Origin of the sequence: Tenacibaculum sp. MAR_2009_124 (assembly GCF_900105455.1) — a bacterium.
Classification (GTDB): Bacteria; Bacteroidota; Bacteroidia; order Flavobacteriales; family Flavobacteriaceae; genus Polaribacter.
Window position 1 is genome coordinate 475,386 of record NZ_FNSF01000007.1, and the last position, 26,976, is coordinate 502,361.

Annotated in this window: 18 protein-coding genes and 1 pseudogene; 9 read left to right on the top strand and 10 right to left on the bottom strand. The window is 35.5% G+C overall.

Annotation, left to right across the window (positions count from 1 at the left end; genetic code table 11):
• Positions 1-4 precede the first annotated feature (4 nt).
• From BLW23_RS19000 to BLW23_RS19010, 3 genes are read left to right on the top strand one after another with little or no spacing between them, the layout of a single operon-like run.
• Positions 5-1,183: a glycosyltransferase family 4 protein gene (locus BLW23_RS19000; RefSeq protein ID WP_093672832.1), complete on the top strand. Its 1,179-nt coding sequence runs from the start codon at positions 5-7 to the stop codon at positions 1,181-1,183.
• Positions 1,180-2,466 carry a glycosyltransferase family protein gene (locus tag BLW23_RS19005; RefSeq protein WP_093672834.1) on the top strand — a complete coding sequence of 429 codons (1,287 nt, stop codon included), beginning with the start codon at positions 1,180-1,182 and terminating at the stop codon, positions 2,464-2,466. The genes BLW23_RS19000 and BLW23_RS19005 overlap by 4 nt, the downstream gene beginning before the upstream one ends.
• 14 nt (positions 2,467-2,480) lie before the next feature.
• On the top strand, positions 2,481-3,968 hold the full coding sequence (locus tag BLW23_RS19010; protein ID WP_093672836.1) for a lipopolysaccharide biosynthesis protein: 1,488 nt from the start codon (positions 2,481-2,483) through the stop codon (positions 3,966-3,968).
• Positions 3,969-4,102: 134 nt separating this feature from the next.
• Here BLW23_RS19010 and BLW23_RS19015 read toward each other — a convergent pair whose 3' ends face one another.
• The 7 genes and pseudogenes from BLW23_RS19015 to BLW23_RS19045 all read right to left on the bottom strand — a co-directional run bounded on the left by BLW23_RS19015 (position 4,103) and on the right by BLW23_RS19045 (position 9,972).
• A complete protein-coding gene (locus tag BLW23_RS19015) occupies positions 4,103-4,684 on the bottom strand; it encodes a Crp/Fnr family transcriptional regulator (RefSeq protein WP_093672838.1) in 582 nt (193 codons plus the stop codon).
• Positions 4,685-4,761: 77 nt separating this feature from the next.
• The gene (locus tag BLW23_RS19020) at positions 4,762-5,379 is read right to left on the bottom strand and encodes a WbqC family protein (RefSeq protein ID WP_093672840.1); all 618 of its coding nucleotides are present in this window, start codon (positions 5,377-5,379) and stop codon (positions 4,762-4,764) included.
• Positions 5,379-6,950 (bottom strand): signal peptidase I, encoded by a 1,572-nt coding sequence (gene lepB, locus BLW23_RS19025; protein ID WP_093672842.1) that lies wholly within the window; start codon positions 6,948-6,950, stop codon positions 5,379-5,381. Before lepB ends, BLW23_RS19020 begins: the two co-directional genes overlap by 1 nt.
• A 75-nt stretch (positions 6,951-7,025) precedes the next feature.
• Positions 7,026-7,727, bottom strand: coding sequence for a 4-hydroxy-tetrahydrodipicolinate reductase (dapB, locus tag BLW23_RS19030; protein WP_093672844.1), 702 nt, complete (start codon positions 7,725-7,727; stop codon positions 7,026-7,028).
• A 4-nt stretch (positions 7,728-7,731) separates the two neighbouring features.
• Positions 7,732-8,310 (bottom strand): DUF5683 domain-containing protein, encoded by a 579-nt coding sequence (locus BLW23_RS19035; RefSeq protein WP_093672847.1) that lies wholly within the window; start codon positions 8,308-8,310, stop codon positions 7,732-7,734.
• Positions 8,311-9,198, bottom strand: coding sequence for a ParB/RepB/Spo0J family partition protein (locus BLW23_RS19040; protein ID WP_093672849.1), 888 nt, complete (start codon positions 9,196-9,198; stop codon positions 8,311-8,313).
• A gap of 8 nt (positions 9,199-9,206) precedes the next feature.
• A pseudogene (locus tag BLW23_RS19045) lies at positions 9,207-9,972 on the bottom strand (ParA family protein).
• A 363-nt stretch (positions 9,973-10,335) separates the two neighbouring features.
• On the opposite strand from BLW23_RS19045, the gene BLW23_RS19050 reads away from it, so the two are divergent.
• Positions 10,336-11,307, top strand: a complete 972-nt coding sequence (locus tag BLW23_RS19050; protein ID WP_143032229.1) for a hypothetical protein — start codon at positions 10,336-10,338, stop codon at positions 11,305-11,307.
• 73 nt (positions 11,308-11,380) lie between these two features.
• Here the strand turns inward: BLW23_RS19050 and dnaN are convergent, their stop codons facing one another.
• Entirely contained in the window at positions 11,381-12,499 is a 1,119-nt protein-coding gene (gene dnaN, locus BLW23_RS19055; protein WP_093672853.1) for a DNA polymerase III subunit beta, read from the bottom strand.
• Positions 12,500-12,571: 72 nt separating this feature from the next.
• The gene (locus BLW23_RS19060; protein ID WP_093672855.1) at positions 12,572-13,522 is read right to left on the bottom strand and encodes a lipid A deacylase LpxR family protein; all 951 of its coding nucleotides are present in this window, start codon (positions 13,520-13,522) and stop codon (positions 12,572-12,574) included.
• A gap of 65 nt (positions 13,523-13,587) precedes the next feature.
• Here BLW23_RS19060 and ppk2 (BLW23_RS19065) point away from each other — a divergent pair, with 65 nt between their 5' ends.
• On the top strand, positions 13,588-14,445 hold the full coding sequence (ppk2, locus tag BLW23_RS19065) for a polyphosphate kinase 2 (protein WP_093672857.1): 858 nt from the start codon (positions 13,588-13,590) through the stop codon (positions 14,443-14,445).
• A gap of 3 nt (positions 14,446-14,448) precedes the next feature.
• Entirely contained in the window at positions 14,449-15,231 is a 783-nt protein-coding gene (ppk2, locus tag BLW23_RS19070) for a polyphosphate kinase 2 (protein ID WP_093672859.1), read from the top strand.
• A gap of 149 nt (positions 15,232-15,380) precedes the next feature.
• Here ppk2 (BLW23_RS19070) and BLW23_RS19075 read toward each other — a convergent pair whose 3' ends face one another.
• The gene (locus tag BLW23_RS19075) at positions 15,381-16,022 is read right to left on the bottom strand and encodes a low molecular weight phosphatase family protein (protein ID WP_093672861.1); all 642 of its coding nucleotides are present in this window, start codon (positions 16,020-16,022) and stop codon (positions 15,381-15,383) included.
• An 81-nt stretch (positions 16,023-16,103) separates the two neighbouring features.
• Here BLW23_RS19075 and BLW23_RS19080 point away from each other — a divergent pair, with 81 nt between their 5' ends.
• From BLW23_RS19080 to BLW23_RS19090, 3 genes are all read left to right on the top strand, one after another.
• Positions 16,104-16,649, top strand: coding sequence for a Smr/MutS family protein (locus BLW23_RS19080; protein WP_093672863.1), 546 nt, complete (start codon positions 16,104-16,106; stop codon positions 16,647-16,649).
• A 12-nt stretch (positions 16,650-16,661) separates the two neighbouring features.
• A complete protein-coding gene (locus BLW23_RS19085) occupies positions 16,662-17,798 on the top strand; it encodes a cysteine desulfurase family protein (RefSeq protein ID WP_093672865.1) in 1,137 nt (378 codons plus the stop codon).
• Positions 17,799-18,240: 442 nt separating this feature from the next.
• Positions 18,241-26,961, top strand: coding sequence for a hypothetical protein (locus BLW23_RS19090; RefSeq protein ID WP_093672867.1), 8,721 nt, complete (start codon positions 18,241-18,243; stop codon positions 26,959-26,961).
• Positions 26,962-26,976: the final 15 nt, after the last annotated feature.

Consider the following 26,976-nt stretch of genomic DNA (forward strand, 5'->3'; position numbering starts at 1 on the left):
AAAAATGAGAGTAGGAATGATCTTGGATAATGTGTATCCACCTGATCCAAGAGTTGAAAACGAGGCTTTGGAGCTCATAAAAGACGGACATGAGGTTTTTCTTTTTTGTTTAACCTATGGACAAGAGGTAAATGAAGAACTTGTGAAAGGAATTCACGTTCGAAGATATAAAACGAATATGTTCGAATATAAGATGTCTGCCTTAGTGTATACAATTCCTATCTATACATTTTTGATGAAAAAGAAAATAAAAGACTTTATTGTTAAAAATAAGGTTGATATAGTTCATATTCATGATATGAAAATTGCACAGGCAGCGTTTGAAGCAAATTATAATGATTTACCGACTATTTTAGATTTACATGAAAATAGGCCAGAAATTATGCGATTTTACCCGCATATGAAAAAACTGCGTGGTAAGTTGTTAATATCTATTGAGAAATGGATAAAAAAGGAAGAAGAGTTTGTAAGGAAAGCAACAAACGTGGTAGTGGTAACGGAAGAAGCAAAAAAAGAATTGGCGAGCAGAGCGAAAATTTCATTGGAAAAATTGGTAGTTGTTCCCAATACGGTTAGAACCGCTTTTTTTGAGGATACAAAACATCCAAGTATTCCATTTAAGAAATCGGAAGATGAGTTTGTGTTGTTGTATTTAGGAGATACAGGAGAAAGAAGAGGATTGGATACTGTATTCGAAAGTATGGTAAAACTGAAAAATGAAATCCAAAATCTAATTTTTGTGGTGGTAGGGAAAAGCTCTCAACGTCTTGAAAACAAGGTGTCGGAATTAGGGTTGGAGAATCAAGTAAAAATAATGGGATGGCAAAATGATGCTACATTTCCTGAATGGATAAAAAATTCAGATGTGTGTCTTTCTCCATTACATAGAAATATTCATCACGATACCACTTATGCAAATAAGATATTTCAATATATGAGTTTAGGGAAACCTTTGCTAGTTAGTGATGCTACCGCACAGGAAGAAGTTGTTATGCGAGTGAACTCAGGATTAGCACATCAAGCAAAAAATATTGATGATTTTACCGAAAAACTTCTTCGTCTATACAAAAATGAAGGACTTAGAACTGAATTAGGTAAGAATGGAAGTGAGTTTGTAAGGAATACATTTACTTGGGATAAAACTTCAAAAGATTTAAAAGAACTATATAAGAAATTAGCTTGAAAGTATTAATTGTTACTTACTATTGGCCACCAGCAGGAGGACCCGGTGTGCAACGATGGTTAAAGTTTGTGAAATACCTTAGGGATTATGGGGTAGAACCTGTAGTTTTTACGGCAGATAATCCATCGTACCCAATAATTGATGAATCTTTAAAGAAAGATATACCAGAAGGGATTGAGGTTATTAAATACCCTATTCTTGAACCAAATGGTATTATATCAAAATTTAAAAAAGGAAATACTCAAAAAAGTATGGGGTTTTTAAATCCTAATCCTAGTTTTATTGAGAAACTGATGCTTTACATTCGAGCCAATTATTTTATACCTGATGCAAGAATGTTTTGGATAAAACCTTCGGTAAAAAAGTTAAAGAAGTACTTAGAGGATAATAAAATTGATGCTCTTATAACAACAGGACCGCCTTATAGTGTTCATTTAATTGGTTTGCACTTAAAAAAAGCAATGGGCGTAAAGTGGATCGCAGATTTTCGTGATCCTTGGACAAGTGTCGATTATTTTCATTTGTTACCACTAAAGAAGAAATCTATAAAGAAACACTATGAACTTGAAGAAAAGGTATTGAAGACAGCCGATAGTGTTTTAATGGTGAGTAATCATGCCATGAAGAAGTATAAGGATACCGCAAGATCTATAGATGTAATAACGAACGGTTTTGATGAGGATGGGGATTTTGCTACCCAAAGCATAGTTTTGGACTCAAAATTTACATTGACACATATTGGTATGATGAACTCTGAGAGAAATCCCAAGAAATTATGGGAGGTACTTTCGGAAATTTCGGAAGAGAATGTGGATTTTAGAAAAGATTTTGTACTAAGATTCATTGGTAAAATAGATAAAACAGTTGCTGAAGATCTTGATCGGAGTTCTATTAAAAATATTGAAAAAGTAAGTTATGTACCACATCCTAGAGCGAAGCAATACCAACGTGAATCGCAGCTGTTGTTAATTGTTGTGAATGATTATCCTAGTTCGAAAGAAATGATTCCAGGTAAAACTTTTGAATACCTGCAAGCAAGGAGGCCAATATTAGGAATAGCACCTACCGATGGAGATTTGGCTGGAATTATAGCGGAAACCAATTCAGGGAAGGTTTTCGATTATGATTTAGAAAAAGCTAAACTTAAAGAGCATATTTTAAATCTTTATAAAATTTATAAAACATCAGGTATCAATAATTTAACAGATGACGTGTCAAGATTCCATAGAAAGGAATTAACTAAAAAATTAGTAACTTTCATCAATCAAACTTCTAAAAATTAACAAAACAATTTACTTTGGGAATTATTTTTAAACAATCACTGAGAAATACCTTAATTATATATTTAGGATTTTTAATTGGTGGTATTAATACCGTGGTTTTATATGCTCGGTTTTTAAAAGAAGAGTACTATGGACTCGTAACGTTAGTCTTATCTACCTCCAACTTGGTGATGCCCTTAATGGCTTTAGGTATTCATTTTACAATCGTAAAGTTTTTTTCGAGCTATGATAAAAAAGAACAAAAAGATAGATTTTTAAGTTCAATCATCTTCTTTCCTTTAATTATTGCAATTATAATTGGTTATTTCTGGAATTACTTCCATATACTTATTATGAAGTTTTTATCGGAAGATAATGTAGTCGTCGAAAATTATACCTTATATATTTATATCGTAGCGATCAGTTGTGCGTACTTTGAGGTATTTTATTCTTGGGCTAAAGTTCAAATGCAATCAGTATTCGGTAATTTTTTAAAGGAATTATACAATAGAATTGCTGTGATGATTTTACTTTGTGCGGTTTATTTTGAGATTATAACCAAACAGGAATTTGTAATTTATCTTTCATATGCATATGTTATAAGAACGATTATAATGTCTACTTATGCATTAAAATTATATGCTCCTAAATTTTACTTTGGTGTTCCAGATAATTTTAAAGAAGTAATTCGATATTCTTTATATATTATTTTGGCAGGAAGTGCAAGTGCTATTATACTTGATATAGACAAATTAATGATAGGAGGAAAAGACACATTAAGTGTTGCAGCTTACTATGCTGTGGCAGTGTTTATAGGTTCCTTTATTGAGGCGCCAAGCAGGGCGATGACACAAATATTGGATCCGTTAACTTCAAAATCTATAAATGAGGATAATAATGAAGAGGTTGTAAGCTTGTATAAAAAGAGTTCTATTAATTTGATGTTGGTAGGTGGATTGTTTTTTGTGCTCGTGAACACGAATGTTACTGAATTATTTAAAATAATGCCAGAAGGTTATGCTGGGGGTGAGCTTGTGGTTTTTTTTATTTCATGTGCTAAACTATTCAATATGTCGTTGGGAAATAATAGAGCAATCATAAATAATTCTAAATATTATAGAATTACGTTGTTTAATGGATTAGGAATGGCCTTAATGCTCGTTTATTTAAATAAGTATTTTTATTATGATTTAAATTATGGAACAGAAGGCTTGGCTTTTGCGACTTTTTTATCAATAATATTTTTCGGGCTCTTTAAAACATGGTTTGTTCATCACAAGTTAAAAATGTTCCCATTTACCTTAAAAACAATTTTACAACTAACTATAATTGTGGGTTTTTATTTTGTGTTTAATTATTGGAACTTTAATGTTCCGGAATTGAATGTTTATAGGTTTAATATTAGCCCAATAATAAATATCATATTAAAGAGTGTTATTATCATAATATTATATATGACAGTGGTAATAAAGTTGAAGGTATCGGATCAAATTAATGATGTGATAAAAAGATTTATAAAATAAAGAAAAGGTTTGTTAAAAACAAACCTTTCTTTCTGTAAGGGGAAACTAAATAATTTGGGGAATCCCAATTATTAATATTTTAAGTGTCAAATATATGTTTAATATCAAACAGAAAGATTAACATATGTTTATAATTAAACAGAGTATAGTTTTTTTCGTATCCTACTGAGTTGCACTGGAGTAACGTTCAAAAATGAGGCAATATGGTACTGGGGAATAAGATTATCAATCTCTGGAATATCTTTTTTTAGTTTTAAATAGCGTTCAGTAGCGTTTAATAAAGCTAACTCATCGACTCGCTCTTCGGTTCTAATAAATATTTTTTCCATTACTTTAGAATAGAGTAAGGACATTTCGTGATTGGACTTTGTTATTTTAACAAGTTTTTTAAAGTTTACCATAAGGCAATCACAGTCTGTTAAACACTCATAAGTTGCGTTAGATTTGGATTCTGAAATTAATGATGAAAGGGCGCCACATGTACTCATAGCCGTATATATAGTGCGGGTATGCTCTCTATTATTATTGTTTTTTATGAAACTTCTGGCAACTCCATTCGTAAGTATATAAAAGTTAGTTGGAACCTGACCTTGCTTAATAATTACTTTACCTTTTGAAAAATGTTTATGTATGGTTATAGAACTAAAAAGATTCAGAGAATAGTCTGAAATATTAGGCATAAAGTATCGAACAAAGTGTTCTAAATTGTGTTGCATGTCTTATTTGTATAAGATGAGCAATTAAACGAAGGGCTTCTTAAAGTGCTTATAGTAAATAGGTTGGGGGTAAGTGTCTACTTCAAATTTACTGAAATTTTTTCTAAAAAACTAATCGTATTACGCCCTTCCATAAACAGAAGATCTAGTATCGATAGATTTGGAAGAAAACCGTGCTTGTCATCAAACATTTGGATATAAGAATCCATTTCTATTGAAATACCTTTTTTGGCAAGAGCTAATTGACGAAAATCGTTGTCTACTTCAATAACATAATCCTCTGTTTTGATATAATCATGATCCAATTCAAGAGCTTCTGAAACAAAGCTATATGTATCGAGATTTACATCATGCAAATACTTGTATTTCTTAGAGAATATCGTAGTTAATTCGTCTTCGAAAAATTCGAAAAAAGGAGAGGATCTGTAGGCTGTTTGTAGCGATTTCAAATGCTGCTGTTGCCATGGGAAGTCATTTTCTACAAGAGTATCCCTAGTTTTCTTTCTGCCTTCGTTTGTTTTATGTTTTACTGGTATACTTAATGAAAGTTTTCCATTAGCTCCGTATATGCAGAAACGATTGCGATAGGTTTGTTTTTGAAAGTTATCATGAACTTCAAAAACAACACGATCTGATTGATAAATTGCTGCATATTGAGAAATAGGAGCAAAGTAGGTGGGGATGAATAATGCCATTATACTTTTTTCTTCTTACTCTTTTTGATACTGTAAAAAATGTATCCAGCAATAAGTATTACTACAACCCATAAATAAGAAACGGGCTTACCACTACCCCCAACGGTAGTAAACATTCTATCCCAGCGAATTTTATTGGTGTCTTTATCAATACTGAACCAAATCATAACAGGTTTCCCCACTACATGATCAAAAGGTACGTAACCCCAGTTTCTTGCATCTAAAGAACGTTGACGGTTATCACCCATCATCCAATAGTAATCTTGCTTAAAAGTATATTCAGAAACCTTTTTTCCGTTAATATAAATATCATCACCAAAAATAGTTAAGTCATTATTCTCATATCTACGAATAATTTGTTCATAGAACGGAATAGTGGCATCATTAAGTTTTACAGTAACACCTTCTTTAGGAATATATATAGGTCCAAAATTATCAGATGATGAAGGATATCTAGCATCATGAGGGAATACTGATTTATCAAAATTACCTCTAGGTTTTAATAATTTTTCAATACTTTTTACAATTGAATTCTTTTCTAAAGAAGCGGCCTCCTCGTCGGTCAAATTTAGGTAGTAGATACCATCATCTCCCACTTTACCTTCTTTAGCCATTTTATATCTCTCAATATCACCACGACTGAATTTATTTCCGCCAACATCTACTTTAAAATACCATTGCGGTTTAGCTCTATCTGGTAAAATAGTTTTTTCACCATTAATATACACGTAACCGTCTCTAACTTCTAAACTATCGCCAGGTATTCCAACACATCTTTTAACATAGTTAGTTCTTTTATCAATAGGTTTATAAGTTTGTTTTCCTGAAACATCTCCCCACATAGTCTTTGTAGTATCAGCAGGCCAGCTAAATACAACAATTTCATTTCTTTTTATCTTTTGAACCCCTGGAAGCCTCATATATGGTAAAGAGAGCTTATTCTTCCAATTGTTCTTGTTTTCAGCTTTATCTTCAGACAAAAAAGATTTAACACCCAAGCCAGGAACTGTATCATGCACCATAGGTACAGAAACTGTTGTCATCGGAACGCGCGCACCATAATGAAATTTACTAACGAATAAATAATCTCCTACTAGTAATGTTTTTTCTAATGATGAAGTTGGTATGGTATAAGGTTGCATAAAGTAGGTATGCACCAAAGTGGCTGCAATAATAGCGAACGCAATTGAACTTAACCATTCATCAACCGCCGTAGGAGGTTTTAAACTTCTATTTTCCTTATATACAGCATCCGTTGCATAATTTATATAGAAAAGATAAAAGCCAAAAGTAACAATGGCAAGGATCGTATCTTTTCCTTTATTAAAACCAAAGCTTCTACATGTTTCTACCCAAACAATAGGGAACATTAAAAGATTTACGATAGGAATGAATAAAAGAATTACCCACCATTTTGAACGATTAATAATTCCCATTAAAACAACAGCGTTGTATATCGGAACAGCTGCTTCCCAAGCCTGTCTTCCAGCCTTAACGTACAACTTCCATGTTCCAAGGAAATGAATTACTTGGATTATCAAAAAGAAAATAAACCATTCAGTAAATGTCATAATTTTAATATTTTATCCTCAACGTTTGAGTGAGATTCAGTTTATAAGTTTACTTTTAGTAAAAAAGTTACGTATTTAACCTAAGTTTAACACATCTTTCATGCTAAAAACTCCCGTTTTATCAACTAACCATTCGGCAGCAATTACTGCACCTAAAGCAAAACCTTGTCGGTTATGAGCGGTATGTTTTATATCAATAGAATCAACAATTGATTGGTATGAAGTTGTGTGAGTTCCAGGAACATCAGGAGTTCTTATAGCGGTAATAGGAATGTTATTATTATCAGTATCACCATCCAAAGTCCAAGTGTTTTTTAGTGAGTTATTAATAATATCTTCAGCTAAAGTTATTGCGGTACCACTAGGAGCATCTAATTTTTTGGTATGATGAATTTCTTCAATACTCGTAGTATATTGCTCCAAATTTTTCATCATTTTAGCCAATTGCTTATTCAATTCAAAAAAGATATTGACTCCCAGGCTAAAGTTAGAGGCGTAAATAAAACCGCCCTTGTTATCATTGCAAAGCTTTACTACGTCGTCATAGTTATCCAACCAACCAGTGGTTCCTGAAACAACAGGAATATTGTTTGTTAAGCAGTTTGTGATATTATCATAAGCAATAGTTGGAATGCTAAAATCTATGGCAACATCGGCGTCTTTTATATTATAGTTTTCTTTTCCAGAGTATTTTATTACGATTTCATGCCCACGTTGTAAAGCTATTTTCTCAATTTCTTTACCCATTCTACCGTATCCTAGTAAGGCTATTTTCATTATTTTAGAAAGAATATTTAAAAGTTAAACCAACTCGCGGAGCCTCCTGAAACATGGGGTCCGTTGTGAGAGATGGGTTTATTGTTAAATTGTCGTTTGTTTCGAACTGAAGTAAATGCGCGTTTACACTAGCTTCAACGATTTGAAGAACGTATAAAAGAACCCCTGTAAGTAATGATAAATCACGGTTTTTTCTTAATACTTTTTGGGCATTTTCTAAACCTGAAGTTGAAATTATTTGGTTACCATTATCATCCGTGAATTCATCTTTCAATCCTTGGGATCTTAATCTGAATGCAGTTCTAAATCTGTCGTAGTCGTTACTATTTGTTATATAGTAGTAAGCACTTGCTCCAATCGCACCCCAAACAATTGGGGCTTTCCAGTATTTTTTATTATATATCTGCCCTCCACCAGGAAATATAGCTGAATAAAAAGCAGCTTTAGATGGTGATAAAGGATTGTATAAATCTGTAGTTATTTGTGTTTTTTTGACCTTAATGTTTAATGAATCTTTTTGAGCATAGGTACTAAAAGATAACAAGAAGACTAAAAAAACAAATATGATTCTTTTTACTAACAATTATTGTAATAATTTTTTTATTCGATTAAAATCTTCTTCTGAATTAAAGTTAATCGATATTTTTCCTTTACCTCTATTGTTTACCGTTACATCAACTTTGTTGCCAAAGTAATCCGTCATCTCTTTCGCTCCATCAACTATATGTTTTGGTAAAGCTTTTTTCTTAGCAGCTTTAGTAATTGTTCCTGCTTTTAAGTTTTTAACCAAATCTTCAGTCTGTCTAACTGAAAGTTTATCACGAACAATTTTTTCGTAAATGTTTAATTGATCAGTATTGCTATCTACGTTAATTAAAGCTCTTCCATGTCCCATTGAAATAAAACCATCTCTCATTCCCGTTTGAATGATTGGGTCTAATTTTAAAAGACGTAGATAATTTGTAACAGTAGAACGCTTTTTTCCCACACGAGTACTTAATTCTTCTTGAGTAAGCTGAATTTCATCTATTAAACGTTGATATGAAAGAGCTACCTCGATTGGATCCAGATTTTTACGTTGAATATTTTCAACTAATGCCATTTCCAGCATTTCCTGATCATTCGCCAATCTGATATAAGCAGGAATCTTTGTGTTGCCAATAAGTTTTGAAGCTCTAAAACGACGTTCTCCTGAAACTAACTGAAACTTATCACTATCAAGTTTACGAACGGTAATTGGCTGAATTACACCTAATTCTTTTATTGAACTGGCTAATTCTCTTAAAGCTTCTTCATCAAAATAAGTTCTGGGTTGGAAAGGGTTAACTTCTATCGACTTAACATCAATTTCTATAATGTTTCCTACCAGTTTGTCCGCATTCTTATCAGATGCTGAGCTAACTTCAGCTGTTTCTTTTAATAATGCCGATAAACCTCTACCTAGAGCTTGTTTTTTTGTTGCTTTTGCCATTATTGTTTTTACGCTTTTTTGTTTAAAATTTCATTCGCCAAACTTAAGTAATTTACCGCACCTTTACTGGTTGCATCATAAGAAATAATGCTTTCACCATAACTTGGGGCTTCACTTAAACGAATATTTCTATGAACCACAGTTTCAAAAACCATTGAACTAAAATGTTTACGAACTTCTTCAACCACCTGATTCGATAAACGTAAACGTGGATCATACATGGTCAATAGTAAACCTTCAATAGCTAGACTTTGATTATGGATTTTTTGAACACTTTTAATAGTATTCAATAGTTTTCCAAGACCTTCAAGAGCAAAATATTCACATTGGATAGGAATAATTACAGAATGAGCCGCAACTAATGAGTTTAGAGTAATTAAACCGAGAGAAGGGGCACAATCAATTAAGATATAATCATAAGAGTCTATAACACTTTCTAAAGCTTTTTTCAACATGAACTCTCTTTGCTGTTTGTCAACTAGTTCAATTTCAATAGCTACTAAATCAATATGCGCCGGTATTAAGTCTACATTTGGAGATTCCGTAGTAACGATAGTTTCTTTAGGATCAATTGTATGTTCTAAAACTTGATATGTTCCAGCTTCAATACTTTCAACATCTATACCAAGTCCAGAAGTTGCATTTGCTTGAGGGTCAGCGTCTATCAATAGTACTTTTTTTTTCTAAAACACCTAAAGCTGCCGCTAAATTAACAGTTGTTGTTGTTTTACCAACACCACCTTTTTGATTTGCTATTGCAATAATTTTACCCATCGTAATTTGTCTAGTTTGAAAGACGTAAATTTACAATTATTTATGGTTTTTAAAAGGGAAATGTATTAACAATAATTAAAGCTTTGTTAATTATTTCTTTTAGGTCTTGTCTTTTAATGAAAACCAAGGGGAATTAAATGAAAAAAAAAACCTGTTTTTTTATGTTTTTTCCCCCTTCTAATTATAGTTTTTAACATTACTTTAATGAATATGAGGTGTTTTAGTTTTGCATAGTCACTAACTAATACTAGTTCAAGTTTCGTGACGATGTTTGGTGTATTGTAACACACTAACTAATCAAATTTGTAATTTATCGCGGTAACCGAAAAGCGCAAGAGTAGGTAAAACTAAAACCATAACCTTATGAAAAAAATGATTGCATTAATCATGTTAAGTATCATGATTATTTCGTGTAAAGAAGAAGAAATGTCTAATCCAGAAAATCAAAATGATTTATCTGTATTCAAGAGTAATGAAAATAATATGCTGCGTTTTGGAAGCATAGATGAATTAAAGGAGTTTATATCTATAAGGCAAGAAGGTGAAGTAGATTTGCTTGATGAGGCAAGAAAAATGTCTGAAGAAGGAAAATACAACCCTTTGTTGTTAGTTTACAATCTTGAGGGAAAAGAGGCGGAACAACTAGGAATAAAAGAAAGAGATACCCCTATAGTATCATCAAATGATGACATGTTATTATTGTTATTGAATGAAGACGGGGAGATTGGTATTGAAGACAACACTTATAGAATTGATGGAGATTTTGTTTACAGTTATTCAGTAGGAGGAGCATCGAGTATTCCGAAGTTTCTGTCTGCCTACAATGCAGGCGAAGTTAGAATAGGGAATGGAGATACCTACAAGTTTAGTAAGGAGTTAACTATATATAAACATAATAACCAGCCAGAAAGAGAGGTAGAAGGAAAAGGGCTTCGTGGGGCAACTTCGTATAAGTATTTTAGTAATAACTATCGTATGAAGGCGAGGCAATACAATGGATATTGGTTGTTTTATAGTTCAATTGGCGCAAAAACTAAAGTAGAAGAGCGTAAAAAGTTTTTATGGTGGTCTTGGTGGAAAACAGTAAAAACAGATAACAGATTGGAGTATCAGATAACGTACGAAATTACTTCTACATTCGGATTTCCTCCAGTAACTTTAAGTGCATCTAGTCATAAATACTGTTATTGTAATTCGGCGAATAAAGTATATGATTGGTCAGTAGGTTTTCCTGCAGCTCCAAACATTTATAAACCTTTGGAAGGATATACAAAACACTGGGCACATTGGTACAGCACAAATCCAAACACAGTTTCCGCAACAATATATTATTAATATATGATTGCAATGAAATAAAAAAGGTAGCCGTTTAGGCTACCTTTTGTTTTATATATCTTAAATGATAATCTTATCCATTTAACATAACTGGCATTACAAGCATTGTAATTAACTCTCCGTCTTCGGTTCCGTCAATTGGAGTTAAAATTCCAGCTCTGTTAGGTAAACTCATCTCAATTAAAACATCATTAGAGCTTAAATTGTTCAACATTTCACTTAAAAAGCGAGAGTTAAATCCAATTTGCATATCATCACCTTGGTAGTCACACATTAAACGTTCATCAGCTTTGTTCGCGTAATCTAAATCTTCAGCAGAAATATTTAACTCTGTACCCGCCATTTTCAAGCGAATTTGATGAGTAGTTTTACTAGAGAAAATTGAAACACGACGAACAGAGTTTAAGAAAGTAGCTCTGTCAACGGTTAACTTGTTTGGGTTTTCCTTTGGAATTACGGCTTCGTAATTAGGGTATTTTCCATCGATTAAACGACAGATTAAAACAACATTGTCAAATGTAAACTTGGCATTGGTGTCATTATATTCAATAATTACATTTTCTTCAGAACCTCCTAAAATTCCTTTCAATAAATTTAAAGGTTTTTTTGGCATGATGAATTCTGCTGATTTATCGGCAGTAACATCTGTTCTTGTATATTTTACAAGTTTGTGAGCATCGGTGGCAACAAAGGTCAATTCTTTCGAGTTAAATTGAAAAAATACACCACTCATAACTGGTCTTAAGTCATCGTTCCCTGTAGCAAAAATTGTTTTATTAATTGCTGTAGCTAGAATATGAGAAGGTATTTCAGTATTGCTTGGAGAAGGAAGTTCAACAGCTTTGGGGAATTCATCTCCGTTAAAGTAAGCCATATCATATTTTCCTTGCTCGGAAATAATCTCAATCGTACTCTCTCCTTCAGTTTTGAAGGTTAAAGGTTGATCAGGAAATGTTTTTAAAGTATCTAATAGAAGCTTTGCGTTGATAGCAATGGCACCAGTATCTGTACTTTCAACTTCTACCAATGAACTCATAGTGGTTTCAAGGTCCGAAGATGATATTTTAAGTTTGTTTTCAGATAACTCAAACAAGAAGTTGTCTAAAATAGGTAATGTATTGTTGCTATTTATAACCCCTCCTAAAACCTGTAGTTGTTTTAATAATTGAGAGCTAGATACGATAAATTTCATTGATTGTGTTTCTAATGATTCGAACTACAAATATATTTTAATTTGATGATTTTTAAAATTTATTTTTTTTATCTATTCAAATTGATAGTTAATCTGGATAGTTCCGAAGAAATTTCCCCTTGGAACTTGAATGCTTTTGAGTTTTTTGGAGTGGTAATTTACGGCGTATCCAAAGTTAAAATTGCCCGCTGTAAATCGAATGCCAAACTCTGTTGTAAATACAAAAGGCATAGCTGAATAGGTGATTGGACTACTTGTGTTAAGGAAACTTCCTTGTATGGTAGCATCGTACAAAACATATTCAATTTGCGGTTTTATATAAAAAAAAGCCTCCTTTTCATTATACAAATCAGAACCTTTTTTGTTTAGGCTACTATTAAATGCTATCGAATTGATGATTCGTTGCAAAGGTTTAAGCCCAATTCTTGAATGAAAACCAGTAGAGATGCTGGTTAAAACTGTACCGAAATTGGCTGTATTAATCCAGGTTACATCAAAATGGTTTAATGTGTTTTTAGTAATTGTTTTCCCAAAAGATGATTTAAAATTAAGAGCAAAGGCATTCCTAATTTGATACTTCCATCCGATAGCTCTTCTAAAACCGTAAATATCATGTATGAAATTTTGAAGCTCTTCTGCCATAGAGCCTGGACCAATAATACCTATTTCAATTGAGTTTTTTAAAAAAGAGTTGTTCTCGAAGAAGTGATGTATACCTAAAGCTCCATATAAATACCCTGCAAAAGGACGATCATGTTGTTCAGGAGATTGAACAACAGCTTTGAAAGGAGTAAAGATTTTATGCCCTACCTCAATGTTGAATATTTTTTTTGCAATTTGAAGGGTAGAATCCTTGCTTATAAAGCGGTAATTGAAAAACATTCCATTGGTATAGTACCTGTCTTGCTGAAAAGAAATGTAAAGATCATTGTCGTTTATAAAGCTAAATTCTGTGCTAAACTGCTTTTGAGAATAAGACAAAAAGGGAAACATTAGAAATAAAAATGCTTTAAAATTTTTCATAGTACAAATATCATTTTATTTTAGCGTACCATGTGTTAAATTTATAAAATAATTATTATCTCCATATGAAGGAAGGACCAAAGTTGACTATTAGTGATTTTCAAAGTATTAAATCGAATGAAGAATTGATTGAAGTGGTCAAGAAGAAAGGGATTTCTATAGAAAAAGTTGAATCTAAGATTAAGTATGAAAATGAGCTAAAATTGCTTCAGGTTGAATTAGTAAAGTTGCAGCAATGGATAGCGAAAAATAATAAGAGAGTAGCGGTAATTTTTGAAGGAAGAGATGCGGCAGGAAAAGGTGGTAGTATAAGAAGGTTTACTGAACATTTAAATCCGAGAACTATGCGATTGGTTGCCCTTAACAAACCTACTGAGGTTGAAAAAGGACAATGGTATTTTCAAAGGTATATAAAGGAATTACCAAATCCAGGTGAAATTGTTTTTTTTGATAGAAGCTGGTACAATAGAGCGGTTGTTGAACCAGTCATGGGATTCTGTACAGAAAACCAATACAAGAAATTTTTAGTGCAGGTTCCAGAATTTGAACATATGCTATACGAAGATGGAGTTGTTATTATTAAGTTTTGGTTGTCAATTTCAAAAACTGAACAATTGAGAAGATTTAATGCAAGAAATAACGACCCGCTAAAGCGTTGGAAATTTAGTCCAGTAGATAAGAAAGGGCAGGAGTTATGGGATAAGTATACATTTTATAAAGATGAAATGTTTAGCAAAACTCACACAACATATAGTCCTTGGATTGCAGTTAAAACAAATGATAAGAAAAAGGCTCGTATAGAATGTATACGACATGTTTTATCTCAGTTTAATTACGAAGGAAAAGAAGAATCAAAAACAATTTTAAACCCCGATCCGAATGTGGTAATGCGTTATTACCGATCGGTTAATCACTTAGATTAAACTATGGAAAACTTAACTCAAAAAGACGTTAATAAGCTTAATACAACGAGAGGTTTAAAAGCGATATTGTCAAAAGAGCCTTACAATTTAGAAAGAGCTATTCGATATGTGAACTACGAACGAAAACTGAAAAAACTTCAGGTTGAATTAATTCGTTTGCAAACATGGGCAATAAAAAACGATGAAAGAATTATAGTAATTTTTGAAGGAAGAGATGCAGCCGGAAAAGGTGGTGCTATTCGAAGAATTACAGAACGTATAAACCCTCGACATATGAGGATTGTTGCTTTACCTAAGCCTAATGAAGATGAGAAAACACAATGGTATTTTCAAAGATATGTAGAGCGATTTCCTAAAGCGGGTGAAATGATTTTTTTCGATAGAAGCTGGTATAATAGGGCGGTAGTTGAACCTGTAAATGGTTTTTGTACTCCTGAAGAATATGAGGTTTTTATGAATCAAGTAAATGATTTTGAAAGAATGATACTTGAGTCGGGAATTCGTTTGGTGAAAATATATATGTCTATTACGAAAAAGGAGCAAGCGAAACGATTTAACGAGATAAAAAATGATCCATTAAAGCAATGGAAAATGACTCCTGTTGATGAGCGCGCTCAGGAACTTTGGGATGAATACACCAAATATAAACGCACGATGTTTTCAAAAACTAATACAAAAACCTCTCCATGGAAAGTTATTAGAGCCAATAGAAAAACTATTGCAAGAATTAATGTGATAAATCATATTTTAAAAAGCATCCCTTACGATAAGCATACAGAAGTTTAGTTTACTTTGTAGAGTAGATTTTTCTAATGAATAAGTTGTTCAAAATGAATTACATACTTTCTTAATTTTAATATAGTATTGCTTTAGTTGAATTTTAAAAAAAGAATCAATTGTTATATCTTATAATAGAAGTTGTGATTTGGGGTCAATTAGTTTTCTGAAATTTGTCTTTTTATCTCTTCGAAAATAAAATAGACTTCACCAGCAATTTGTTTACTGGTAGCAATATAGGTTTCTTTGGTGTTATCTTTACTATCAGATGATTTTGGATCACTATAAGGTAAGTGAAAACGATGTGTTGCATCAGGGATAAACGGACATTTTTCATCTGCACTGTCACATGTTGTAATAGCGATATATGGAAACTCGTTAATAGGGTTTTCAAAGGTCTTGGAAAAAGCACTCAAAGGAGATTTGCTGCCTCTGAAAGATATAAGATATTTTGGGTTTTGATGAGAGAAATCTTCAACATTAAATTCAAATCCTGCGTATTGTAAGGCTCTGACAGTATTTCTATGGAAGGCTGTGGCTTCAGTACCTCCCGAGAAGGTAGAAAAATTAGAAAGCTCAAAGTAATTGGCTGCAAAATAAGACCATACTTGTGCAAATTGACTCCTTCTTGAATTATGTGTACAAATAAAGTTTATGTTTACTTTTTCTCGATCAAAATATTCATCAGAAATTGTATCAGCTATTTCCAATAATAAATCTTCTCTTTCTTCTGTTAAGCGTAAACTATTCTTTGCGTTTTCGAAAAAAACTTTTGTGTTAATGTTTTTTGAGCTAATCATTTATTTAACGTTCTTTTGCATCTAGAAATATCTGCAAATGTAAAGGCTAACTTTCTTTAGTAAATTAAATAATAGTTAAGTATGTGTTTTGAAATTGGTAACAAAGTTGCTGTAATTGATGATGTTATAGAAGGGGTTGTGGTTGGTGTTATTAAAAATGAGGTTCTCGTTAAAGACAAGGAAGGGATGGAGTATCGGTTTTTTAAAGAAGAATTAGTAAAGATAGGTGTCGATCAAAGTGATTTAAGTAAGTATATTGATATTCATAGTGAAATGCTCAGAGAAAAAAGAGTAGAGGTGAAGAAAAAGGTGAAATCTTTTGTAAAGACCAAAAATGAAATAGTGATGGAGGTTGATTTACATATAGAAAAACTATTGAAATCAACAAAAGGAATGGATACATATGATATCTTGTCATATCAAATTGATATTGCTCGAAATAAAATAGAATACTGTATTCAAAAAAGAATATCTAAAATTGTATTTATACATGGAGTAGGAGAAGGTGTTTTGAAATCTGAATTAAACTTTCTACTTAATAATTACCCTGTTAAATATTATGACGCTTCTTATCAAAAATATGGATTGGGAGCAACTGAAGTGTATATATTTCAAAACCCTAATTAGTATCTTTGCTTTATGAATACAATTTATTTAGACAACGCAGCTACTACGCCTGTTTTACCAGAAGTAATTGAAGTGATTAACAGATCAATGTTTGAGAATTTTGGAAACCCATCTTCAACACATCAATTTGGTAGATCAGCGAAGGCTTCAATTGAAAAAGCTAGAAAAAATATAGCTAGTTATTTTAATGTAACCAGTAGTGAGATTGTTTTTACTTCAGGGGGTACGGAAGCTGATAATCTAATATTACAAAATGCTGTTATAAATTTGGGAGTTGATACGATTGTTACTTCCAAAATAGAACATCATGCAGTACTTCATACAGTCGATTTTTTAAGAGAAGCATATAATATTGAAGTTGTTTATTTGAATATAGATGCTAAAGGTAATATCAGTACAAAAGAACTTTCCAATATTCTTTCAGAGGTTAGAGGTAAAGCCTTGGTTAGTTTGATGTGGGTGAATAATGAAATAGGAAATTTATTACCTATTCAAGAAGTAGCGAACATTTGTAAACAAAATAATGCCTTATTTCACTCAGATACCGTTCAAGCAATAGGTCATTTTAATCTTGATCTACAAGAGGTATCTTTAGATTTTATGACAGCAAGTGCTCATAAGTTTCACGGTCCTAAAGGGGTTGGTTTTGCTTATGTTAAAAAAGGATGTGTGGTTAAACCATTGTTTCATGGAGGAGATCAAGAAAGAGGAGTTCGCTCTAGTACAGAAAACGTACATTCAATTTTAGGAATGGAAAAAGCTATGGAGCTTTCTTATAGTAATATGAATGAAGATAGGGAATTGATAGAAGGTATAAAGGTGCATTTTATTGAAAGATTGAAGGGAGAATTTACTGAAGTAAAGTTTAACGGAGAATCAGAAAATTTAAACACAAGTAGTTATACAATTTTAAATGTTAGGCTTCCTTGGGTGAATGAAATGATGTTGTTTTCATTGGATATGAAGGGGATAGCTGCGTCAGGTGGAAGTGCCTGTCAAAGTGGAAGTAATAAAGGCTCTCATGTTTTGAATGAGTTTTTATTAGCTGAGGAAAAGGAGAAAACCTCTGTCCGTTTTTCTTTTAGCAAACTAAATACCATAAAAGAAATAGAAACTACTATTAATGTATTAAAAGAGTTTTACGTTTAGTAAATCCTTTTCTTTGAAAAAAAACTCAAAGTCTTTTTATCTTGCATTACCCTAGTACTTTAGAAGGGTTTAATAGTTTTTGATTATCAAATTTTCATATAGGATAAACAAAAAGTAAAAACAGATTTTTTTATCTCATAATTTTATATATATATTTGCAGCCTCTTTAGTATATCCCCCCAAACGTAAATTAGTCGTATATCGACTGAAACGTGTATGGGATATACTGCATTATATATTTCCATACTATTTTATAACCAAAACTAAGTATAGATCCTAATTTAGGGTCCAAGGGGAAATTATGATTAATTCAATGAATTTGGAAAGGGATACCTTTTCCGGAAAGAGGAGTTCATGTGTCTACTTTGAAACGAAAAAAACTACAAGCTACAAGAGAAGTAATAAGATATTCATCTTATTGATCCTGTTTCTTTTAATCCAATTGCAAACATTTGCGCAAACGCCTTCAATTGCATCAAGTGAGGGAACTGTTAATTGCGATAATTGTAGACCAAATACTAATTGGACAATAGTAATAGGAACTCCTGATGTTTCTAATAGATCAGTATCGGCAGCTGGTTCAATAACAGGAGGAGGAGAATCTTGGTATGAAGAACCATTACCGTTACCTCCAACAGGCCATGAATATTGGATCTCACTTCGCGATCTAGGAGGTTCTTTCCTAGAAGAAATTATCGCTACAAATATTACAGGTCTTGTTGTTGGTCAAACATATGAAATAGAATTATATACTATGACTACTCGAGGTGAGTATTCTGAAGAATATAATGATTCTTTCTCGTACAAAATCGGATCGCTTACAAAACAAACTATAAGTTCAATTACCAGAGATAATTGGGGATTAACTAAAATAAGGTTTATAGCAAATGCATCAACTATGTCTTTGGAATTGTATCCAGGAAATAATTCTGGAGGGACAACAACTACATTTGAATCTGTGTTAATTTCTTTAGCGACAAATGCTATTAAATTAATCCCTGACTCAGACAATGATGGTGTTCTAGATGAGGCAGATTTAGATGACGATAATGACGGTATTTTAGATGTTGATGAATTAGGATGTTTTGTTCCTGAATCTTCAGCACCATCATCTGGGGTTATTGAATTCACGTCAACAACAACAAATATTGCTAGTGGTGAAAAATATGTTTTATCTAGTAGTCTTGATATGGGGATAAACTCTCTAACTATTGAAACGGGAGGAGAGCTTTACTTATTACCGGATGTAGAACTAACAACGACTAATTTGAATGCAAGAGGTAAAATGTCTCTTTCGGATAAATCTGGAGTAATTACTCGAGGAGCAATGGTTTTAGGCCAACATCCTGCAGCAGGAAGTGCAACGACTGAAATATTCATGGGAGTGGGGGCTTATTTTGTTGCTAGAGGTTCCATGGTTGTAGAGAATGATAAGGATTGGCCAATAGGAAATGTTACTATTGATATTTCTATGAGTTCGGCTTCATTTATAGAGGTATGTTCAACATTAACAGTTAGAGATAATAATGTATTCAAAAAAGTAGGGAATGACTTATATGGAAATGCTTTTGTTATCTCCAGAGATCAGGTGTCCTCTTCGAATTCGACATATACCTTATCTAATACAGTAGGGGGAGGTATAAATTGGTTGGCATTATCAACAACAGGAGGAGTAACAGATAAATTAAACCCTGGAACAGCATCGTTTTGCGGAGATAACGCCACCCCGGCTTCATGTTCATTTTGGCCTAATAATTTAACTATAGGAGCATGTGAAGAATCGAAAGCAATTATTGGAGATTTAGTAGATTTTTGTGCAGGAACCGGATGGCCATATTTTAGCAATGATGTTGATAAAGATGGAATTCCAAATTATTTAGATACTGATTCTGATAATGATGGATGTCCGGATGCAATTGAAGGAGCTGAAAATGTTTCATCATCTGATTTAACTGGAGAAAGAATTAGTGGAGCAGTTGATGCTGATGGTGTCCCTATATTAGTCAATTCGGATGGTAGTCAAGGACAGGCGAATACTATTAATGTAGTTACGTCAAATCCAACGCCAGTTTCAGGAACGATAAACGGAGGAACAAATGTTTGTGTAGGTGAAACAATTTCACTTATTTCGGATGGAGATTCTGGTGGTGTTTGGTCTAGTTCGAATACAGCTATAGCAACAGTAGATTCTTCGGGAGTCGTGGTAGGAGTAAGTCAAGGTTCTGCCAGTATTTTATATACTGTAACTTCATTAGGAGGATGTGAATACTCTTCTAGTATTAATGTTACAGTAAGTAGCCCCCCATCTACACCAGTAACAGGAACAGTAACCCAACCAACATGTGTTGTATCAACGGGAAGTTTTCAGATTACAGATTACGATGCTAATAATACATATACCTTTTCTCCATCTATTGTTAGCTTATCAAAAAGTGGATTGGTAACAGCCAACACTGGTACTTATACATTCACAGTAACAAATACGGATGGATGTGTTTCTTCGGCGAGCGCGAATGTTGTTGTTAACGTTCAACCGTCTACACCAGTAGCACCAGTAGCAGGAACAGTAACCCAACCAACATGTGCTGTAGCAACGGGAAGTTTTCAGATTACAGATTACGATGCTAATAATACATATACCTTTTCTCCATCTATTGTTAGCTTATCAAAAAGTGGATTGGTAACAGCCAACACTGGGACATATACATTCACAGTAACAAATACGGATGGATGTGTTTCTTCGGCGAGCGCGAATGTTGTTGTTGACGTTCAACCATCTACACCAGTAGCACCAGTAGCAGGAACAGTAACCCAACCAACATGCGCTGTAGCAACGGGAAGTTTTCAGATTACAGATTACGATGTTAATAATACATATACCTTTTCTCCATCTATTGTTAGCTTATCAAAAAGTGGATTGGTAACAGCCAACACTGGTACTTATACATTCACAGTAACAAATACGGATGGATGTGTTTCTTCGGCGAGCGCGAATGTTGTTGTTAACGTTCAACCATCTACACCAGTAGCACCAGTAGCAGGAACAGTAACCCAACCAACATGTGCTGTAGCAACAGGAAGTTTTCAGATTACAGATTACGATGCTAATAATACATATACCTTTTCTCCATCTATTATTAGCTTATCAAAAAGTGGATTGGTAACAGCCAACACTGGTATCTATACATTCACAGTAACAAATACGGATGGATGTGTTTCTTCGGCGAGCGCGAATGTTGTTGTTGACGCTCAACCGTCTACACCATCAGTACCAACAGTGGCAAGCACAGTTCAACCGACATGTGCAGTACCAACAGGAAGTATAGTATTTGCAACACAAGCAGGAGTAGCATATAGTATCGGAGGAGCTTTCCAAGCAAGTGAGACTTTCACAGGAGTAGCGCCAGGAACATATACCTTAACGGTAAGAAGTACCACAGATAACACATGTACTAGGGATGCAGCTTCAACGGTAACAATTGATGCTGTACCCAATGCACCATCAGTACCAACAGTGGCAAGCACAGTTCAACCGACATGTGGAGTACCAACAGGAAGTATTGTATTTGCAACACAAGCAGGTGTAGCATATAGTATCGGAGGAGCTTTCCAAGCAAGTGAGACTTTCACAGGAGTAGCGCCAGGAACATATACCTTAACGGTAAGAAGCATCACAGATAACACATGTACTAGGGATGCAGCTTCAGTGGTAACAATTAATGCTGTACCCAATGCACCATCAGTACCAACAGTGGCAAGCACAGTTCAACCGACATGTGGAGTACCAACAGGAAGTATTGTATTTGCAACACAAGCAGGTGTAGCATATAGTATCGGAGGAGCTTTCCAAGCAAGTGAGACTTTCACAGGAGTAGCGCCAGGAACATATACCTTAACGGTAAGAAGTACCACAGATAACACATGTACTAGGGATGCAGCTTCAACGGTAACAATTGATGCTGTACCCAATGCACCATCAGTACCAACAGTAGCAAGCACAGTTCAACCGACATGTGGAATACCAACAGGAAGTATAGTATTTGCAACACAAGCAGATGTAGCATATAGTATCGGAGGAGCTTTCCAAGCAAGTGAGACTTTCACAGGAGTAGCGCCAGGAACGTATACCTTAACGGTAAGAAGCACTACAGATAACACATGTACTAGGGATGCAGCTTCAACGGTAACAATTGATGCTGTACCCAATGCACCATCAGTACCAACAGTAGCAAGCACAGTTCAACCGACATGTGCAGTACCAACAGGAAGTATTGTATTTACAACACAAGCAGGTGTAGCATATAGTATCGGAGGAGCTTTCCAAGCAAGTGAGACTTTCACAGGAGTAGCGCCAGGAACATATACCTTAACGGTAAGAAGTACCACAGATAACACATGTACTAGAGATGCAGCTTCAACGGTAACAATTGATGCTGTACCCAATGCACCATCAGTACCAACAGTGGCAAGCACAGTTCAACCGACATGTGCAGTACCAACAGGAAGTATAGTATTTGCAACACAAGCAGGTGTAGCATATAGTATCGGAGGAGCTTTCCAAGCAAGTGAGACTTTCACAGGAGTAGCGCCAGGAACATATACTTTAACGGTAAGAAGCACTACAGATAACACATGTACTAGGGATGCAGCTTCAACGGTAACAATTGATGCTGTACCCAATGCACCATCAGTACCAACAGTAGCAAGCACAGTTCAACCGACATGTGCAGTACCAACAGGAAGTATAGTATTTGCAACACAAGCAGGAGTAGCATATAGTATCGGAGGAGCTTTCCAAGCAAGTGAGACTTTCACAGGAGTAGCGCCAGGAACGTATGCCTTAACGGTAAGAAGCACCACAGATAACACATGTACTAGGGATGCAGCTTCAACGGTAACAATTGATGCTGTACCCAATGCGCCATCAGTACCAACAGTAGCAAGCACAGTTCAACCGACATGTGCAGTACCAACAGGAAGTATAGTATTTGCAACACAAGCAGGTGTAACATATAGTATCGGAGGATCTTTCCAAGCAAGTGAGACTTTCACAGGAGTAGCGCCAGGAACATATACCTTAACGGTAAGAAGCACCACAGATAACACATGTACTAGGGATGCAGCTTCAACGGTAACAATTGATGCTGTACCCAATGCACCATCAGTACCAACAGTGGCAAGCACAGTTCAACCGACATGTGGAGTACCAACAGGAAGTATAGTATTTGCAACACAAGCAGATGTAGCATATAGTATCGGAGGAGCTTTCCAAGCAAGTGAGACTTTCACAGGAGTAGCGCCAGGAACATATACCTTAACGGTAAGAAGCACTACAGATAACACATGTACTAGGGATGCAGCTTCAACGGTAACAATTGATGCTGTACCCAATGCACCATCAGTACCAACAGTAGCAAGCACAGTTCAACCGACATGTGCAGTACCAACAGGAAGTATAGTATTTACAACACAAGCAGATGTAGCATATAGTATCGGAGGAGCTTTCCAAGCAAGTGAGACTTTCACAGGAGTAGCGCCAGGAACATATACTTTAACGGTAAGAAGCACTACAGATAACACATGTACTAGGGATGCAGCTTCAACGGTAACAATTGATGCTGTACCCAATGCACCATCAGTACCAACAGTAGCAAGCACAGTTCAACCGACATGTGCAGTACCAACAGGAAGTATAGTATTTACAACACAAGCAGGTGTAGCATATAGTATCGGAGGAGCTTTCCAAGCAAGTGAGACTTTCACAGGAGTAGCGCCAGGAACATATACCTTAACGGTAAGAAGTACCACAGATAACACATGTACTAGAGATGCAGCTTCAACGGTAACAATTGATGCTGTACCCAATGCACCATCAGTACCAACAGTGGCAAGCACAGTTCAACCGACATGTGGAGTACCAACAGGAAGTATTGTATTTGCAACACAAGCAGGTGTAGCATATAGTATCGGAGGAGCTTTCCAAGCAAGTGAGACTTTCACAGGAGTAGCGCCAGGAACATATACCTTAACGGTAAGAAGCACCACAGATAACACATGTACTAGGGATGCAGCTTCAACGGTAACAATTGATGCTGTACCCAATGCACCATCAGTACCAACAGTAGCAAGCACAGTTCAACCGACATGTGGAGTACCAACAGGAAGTATTGTATTTGCAACACAAGCAGGTGTAGCATATAGTATCGGAGGAGCTTTCCAAGCAAGTGAGACTTTCACAGGAGTAGCGCCAGGAACGTATACTTTAACGGTAAGAAGCACCACAGATAACACATGTACTAGGGATGCAGCTTCAACGGTAACAATTGATGCTGTACCCAATGCACCATCAGTACCAACAGTAGCAAGCACAGTTCAACCGACATGTGCAGTACCAACAGGAAGTATAGTATTTGCAACACAAGCAGGTGTAACATATAGTATCGGAGGATCTTTCCAAGCAAGTGAGACTTTCACAGGAGTAGCGCCAGGAACATATACCTTAACGGTAAGAAGCACCACAGATAACACATGTACTAGGGATGCAGCTTCAACGGTAACAATTAATGCTGTACCCAATGCACCATCAGTACCAACAGTAGCAAGCACAGTTCAACCGACATGCGGAGTACCAACAGGAAGTATAGTATTTGCAACACAAGCAGGAGTAGCATATAGTATCGGAGGAGCTTTCCAAGCAAGTGAGACTTTCACAGGAGTAGCGCCAGGAACATATACCTTAACGGTAAGAAGCATCACAGATAACACATGTACTAGGGATGCAGCTTCAACGGTAACAATTGATGCTGTACCCAATGCACCATCAGTACCAACAGTGGCAAGCACAGTTCAACCGACATGTGGAGTACCAACAGGAAGTATAGTATTTTCAACACAAGCAGGTGTAACATATAGTATCGGAGGAGCTTTCCAAGCAAGTGAAACTTTCACAGGAGTAGCGCCAGGAACATATACCTTAACGGTAAGAAGCTCCACAGATAACACATGTACTAGGGATGCAGCTTCAACGGTAACAATTAATGCTGTACCCAATGCACCATCAGTACCAACAGTAGCAAGCACAGTTCAACCTACATGTGCAGTACCAACAGGAAGTATAGTATTTGCAACACAAGCAGGAGTAGCATATAGTATCGGAGGAGCTTTCCAAGCAAGTGAGACTTTCACAGGAGTAGCGCCAGGAACATATACCTTAACGGTAAGAAGCATCACAGATAACACATGTACTAGGGATGCAGCTTCAACGGTAACAATTAATGCTGTACCCAATGCACCATCAGTACCAACAGTAGCAAGCACAGTTCAACCGACATGCGGAGTACCAACAGGAAGTATAGTATTTGCAACACAAGCAGGTGTAACATATAGTATCGGAGGATCTTTCCAAGCAAGTGAGACTTTCACAGGAGTAGCGCCAGGAACATATACCTTAACGGTAAGAAGCACTACAGATAACACATGTACTAGAGATGCAGCTTCAACGGTAACAATTGATGCTGTACCCAATGCACCATCAGTACCAACAGTGGCAAGCACAGTTCAACCGACATGTGGAGTACCAACAGGAAGTATAGTATTTGCAACACAAGCAGGAGTAGCATATAGTATCGGAGGAGCTTTCCAAGCAAGTGAGACTTTCACAGGAGTAGCGCCAGGAACGTATACCTTAACGGTAAGAAGCATCACAGATAACACATGTACTAGAGATGCAGCTTCAACGGTAACAATTGATGCTGTACCCAATGCACCATCAGTACCAACAGTGGCAAGCACAGTTCAACCGACATGTGGAGTACCAACAGGAAGTATAGTATTTGCAACACAAGCAGGTGTAGCATATAGTATCGGAGGAGCTTTCCAAGCAAGTGAGACTTTCACAGGAGTAGCGCCAGGAACGTATACCTTAACGGTAAGAAGCACCACAGATAACACATGTACTAGGGATGCAGCTTCAACGGTAACAATTAATGCTGTACCCAATGCACCATCAGTACCAACAGTGGCAAGCACAGTTCAACCGACATGTGGAGTACCAACAGGAAGTATTGTATTTGCAACACAAGCAGGTGTAGCATATAGTATCGGAGGAGCTTTCCAAGCAAGTGAGACTTTCACAGGAGTAGCGCCAGGAACGTATACCTTAACGGTAAGAAGCACCACAGATAACACATGTACTAGGGATGCAGCTTCAACGGTAACAATTGATGCTGTACCCAATGCACCATCAGTACCAACAGTAGCAAGCACAGTTCAACCGACATGTGGAGTACCAACAGGAAGTATTGTATTTGCAACACAAGCAGGTGTAGCATATAGTATCGGAGGAGCTTTCCAAGCAAGTGAGACTTTCACAGGAGTAGCGCCAGGAACATATACCTTAACGGTAAGAAGCACTACAGATAACACATGTACTAGGGATGCAGCTTCAACGGTAACAATTGATGCTGTACCCAATGCACCATCAGTACCAACAGTGGCAAGCACAGTTCAACCGACATGTGGAGTACCAACAGGAAGTATAGTATTTGCAACACAAGCAGGTGTAGCATATAGTATCGGAGGAGCTTTCCAAGCAAGTGAGACTTTCACAGGAGTAGCGCCAGGAACATATACCTTAACGGTAAGAAGCACCACAGATAACACATGTACTAGGGATGCAGCTTCAACGGTAACAATTAATGCTGTACCCAATGCACCATCAGTACCAACAGTAGCAAGCACAGTTCAACCGACATGTGGAGTACCAACAGGAAGTATAGTATTTGCAACACAAGCAGGTGTAGCATATAGTATCGGAGGAGCTTTCCAAGCAAGTGAGACTTTCACAGGAGTAGCGCCAGGAACATATACCTTAACGGTAAGAAGCACCACAGATAACACATGTACTAGGGATGCAGCTTCAACGGTAACAATTAATGCTGTACCCAATGCACCATCAGTACCAACAGTAGCAAGCACAGTTCAACCGACATGCGGAGTACCAACAGGAAGTATAGTATTTGCAACACAAGCAGGTGTAGCATATAGTATCGGAGGAGCTTTCCAAGCAAGTGAGACTTTCACAGGAGTAGCGCCAGGAACGTATACCTTAACGGTAAGAAGCACTACAGATAACACATGTACTAGGATGCAGCTTCAACGGTAACAATTGATGCTGTAC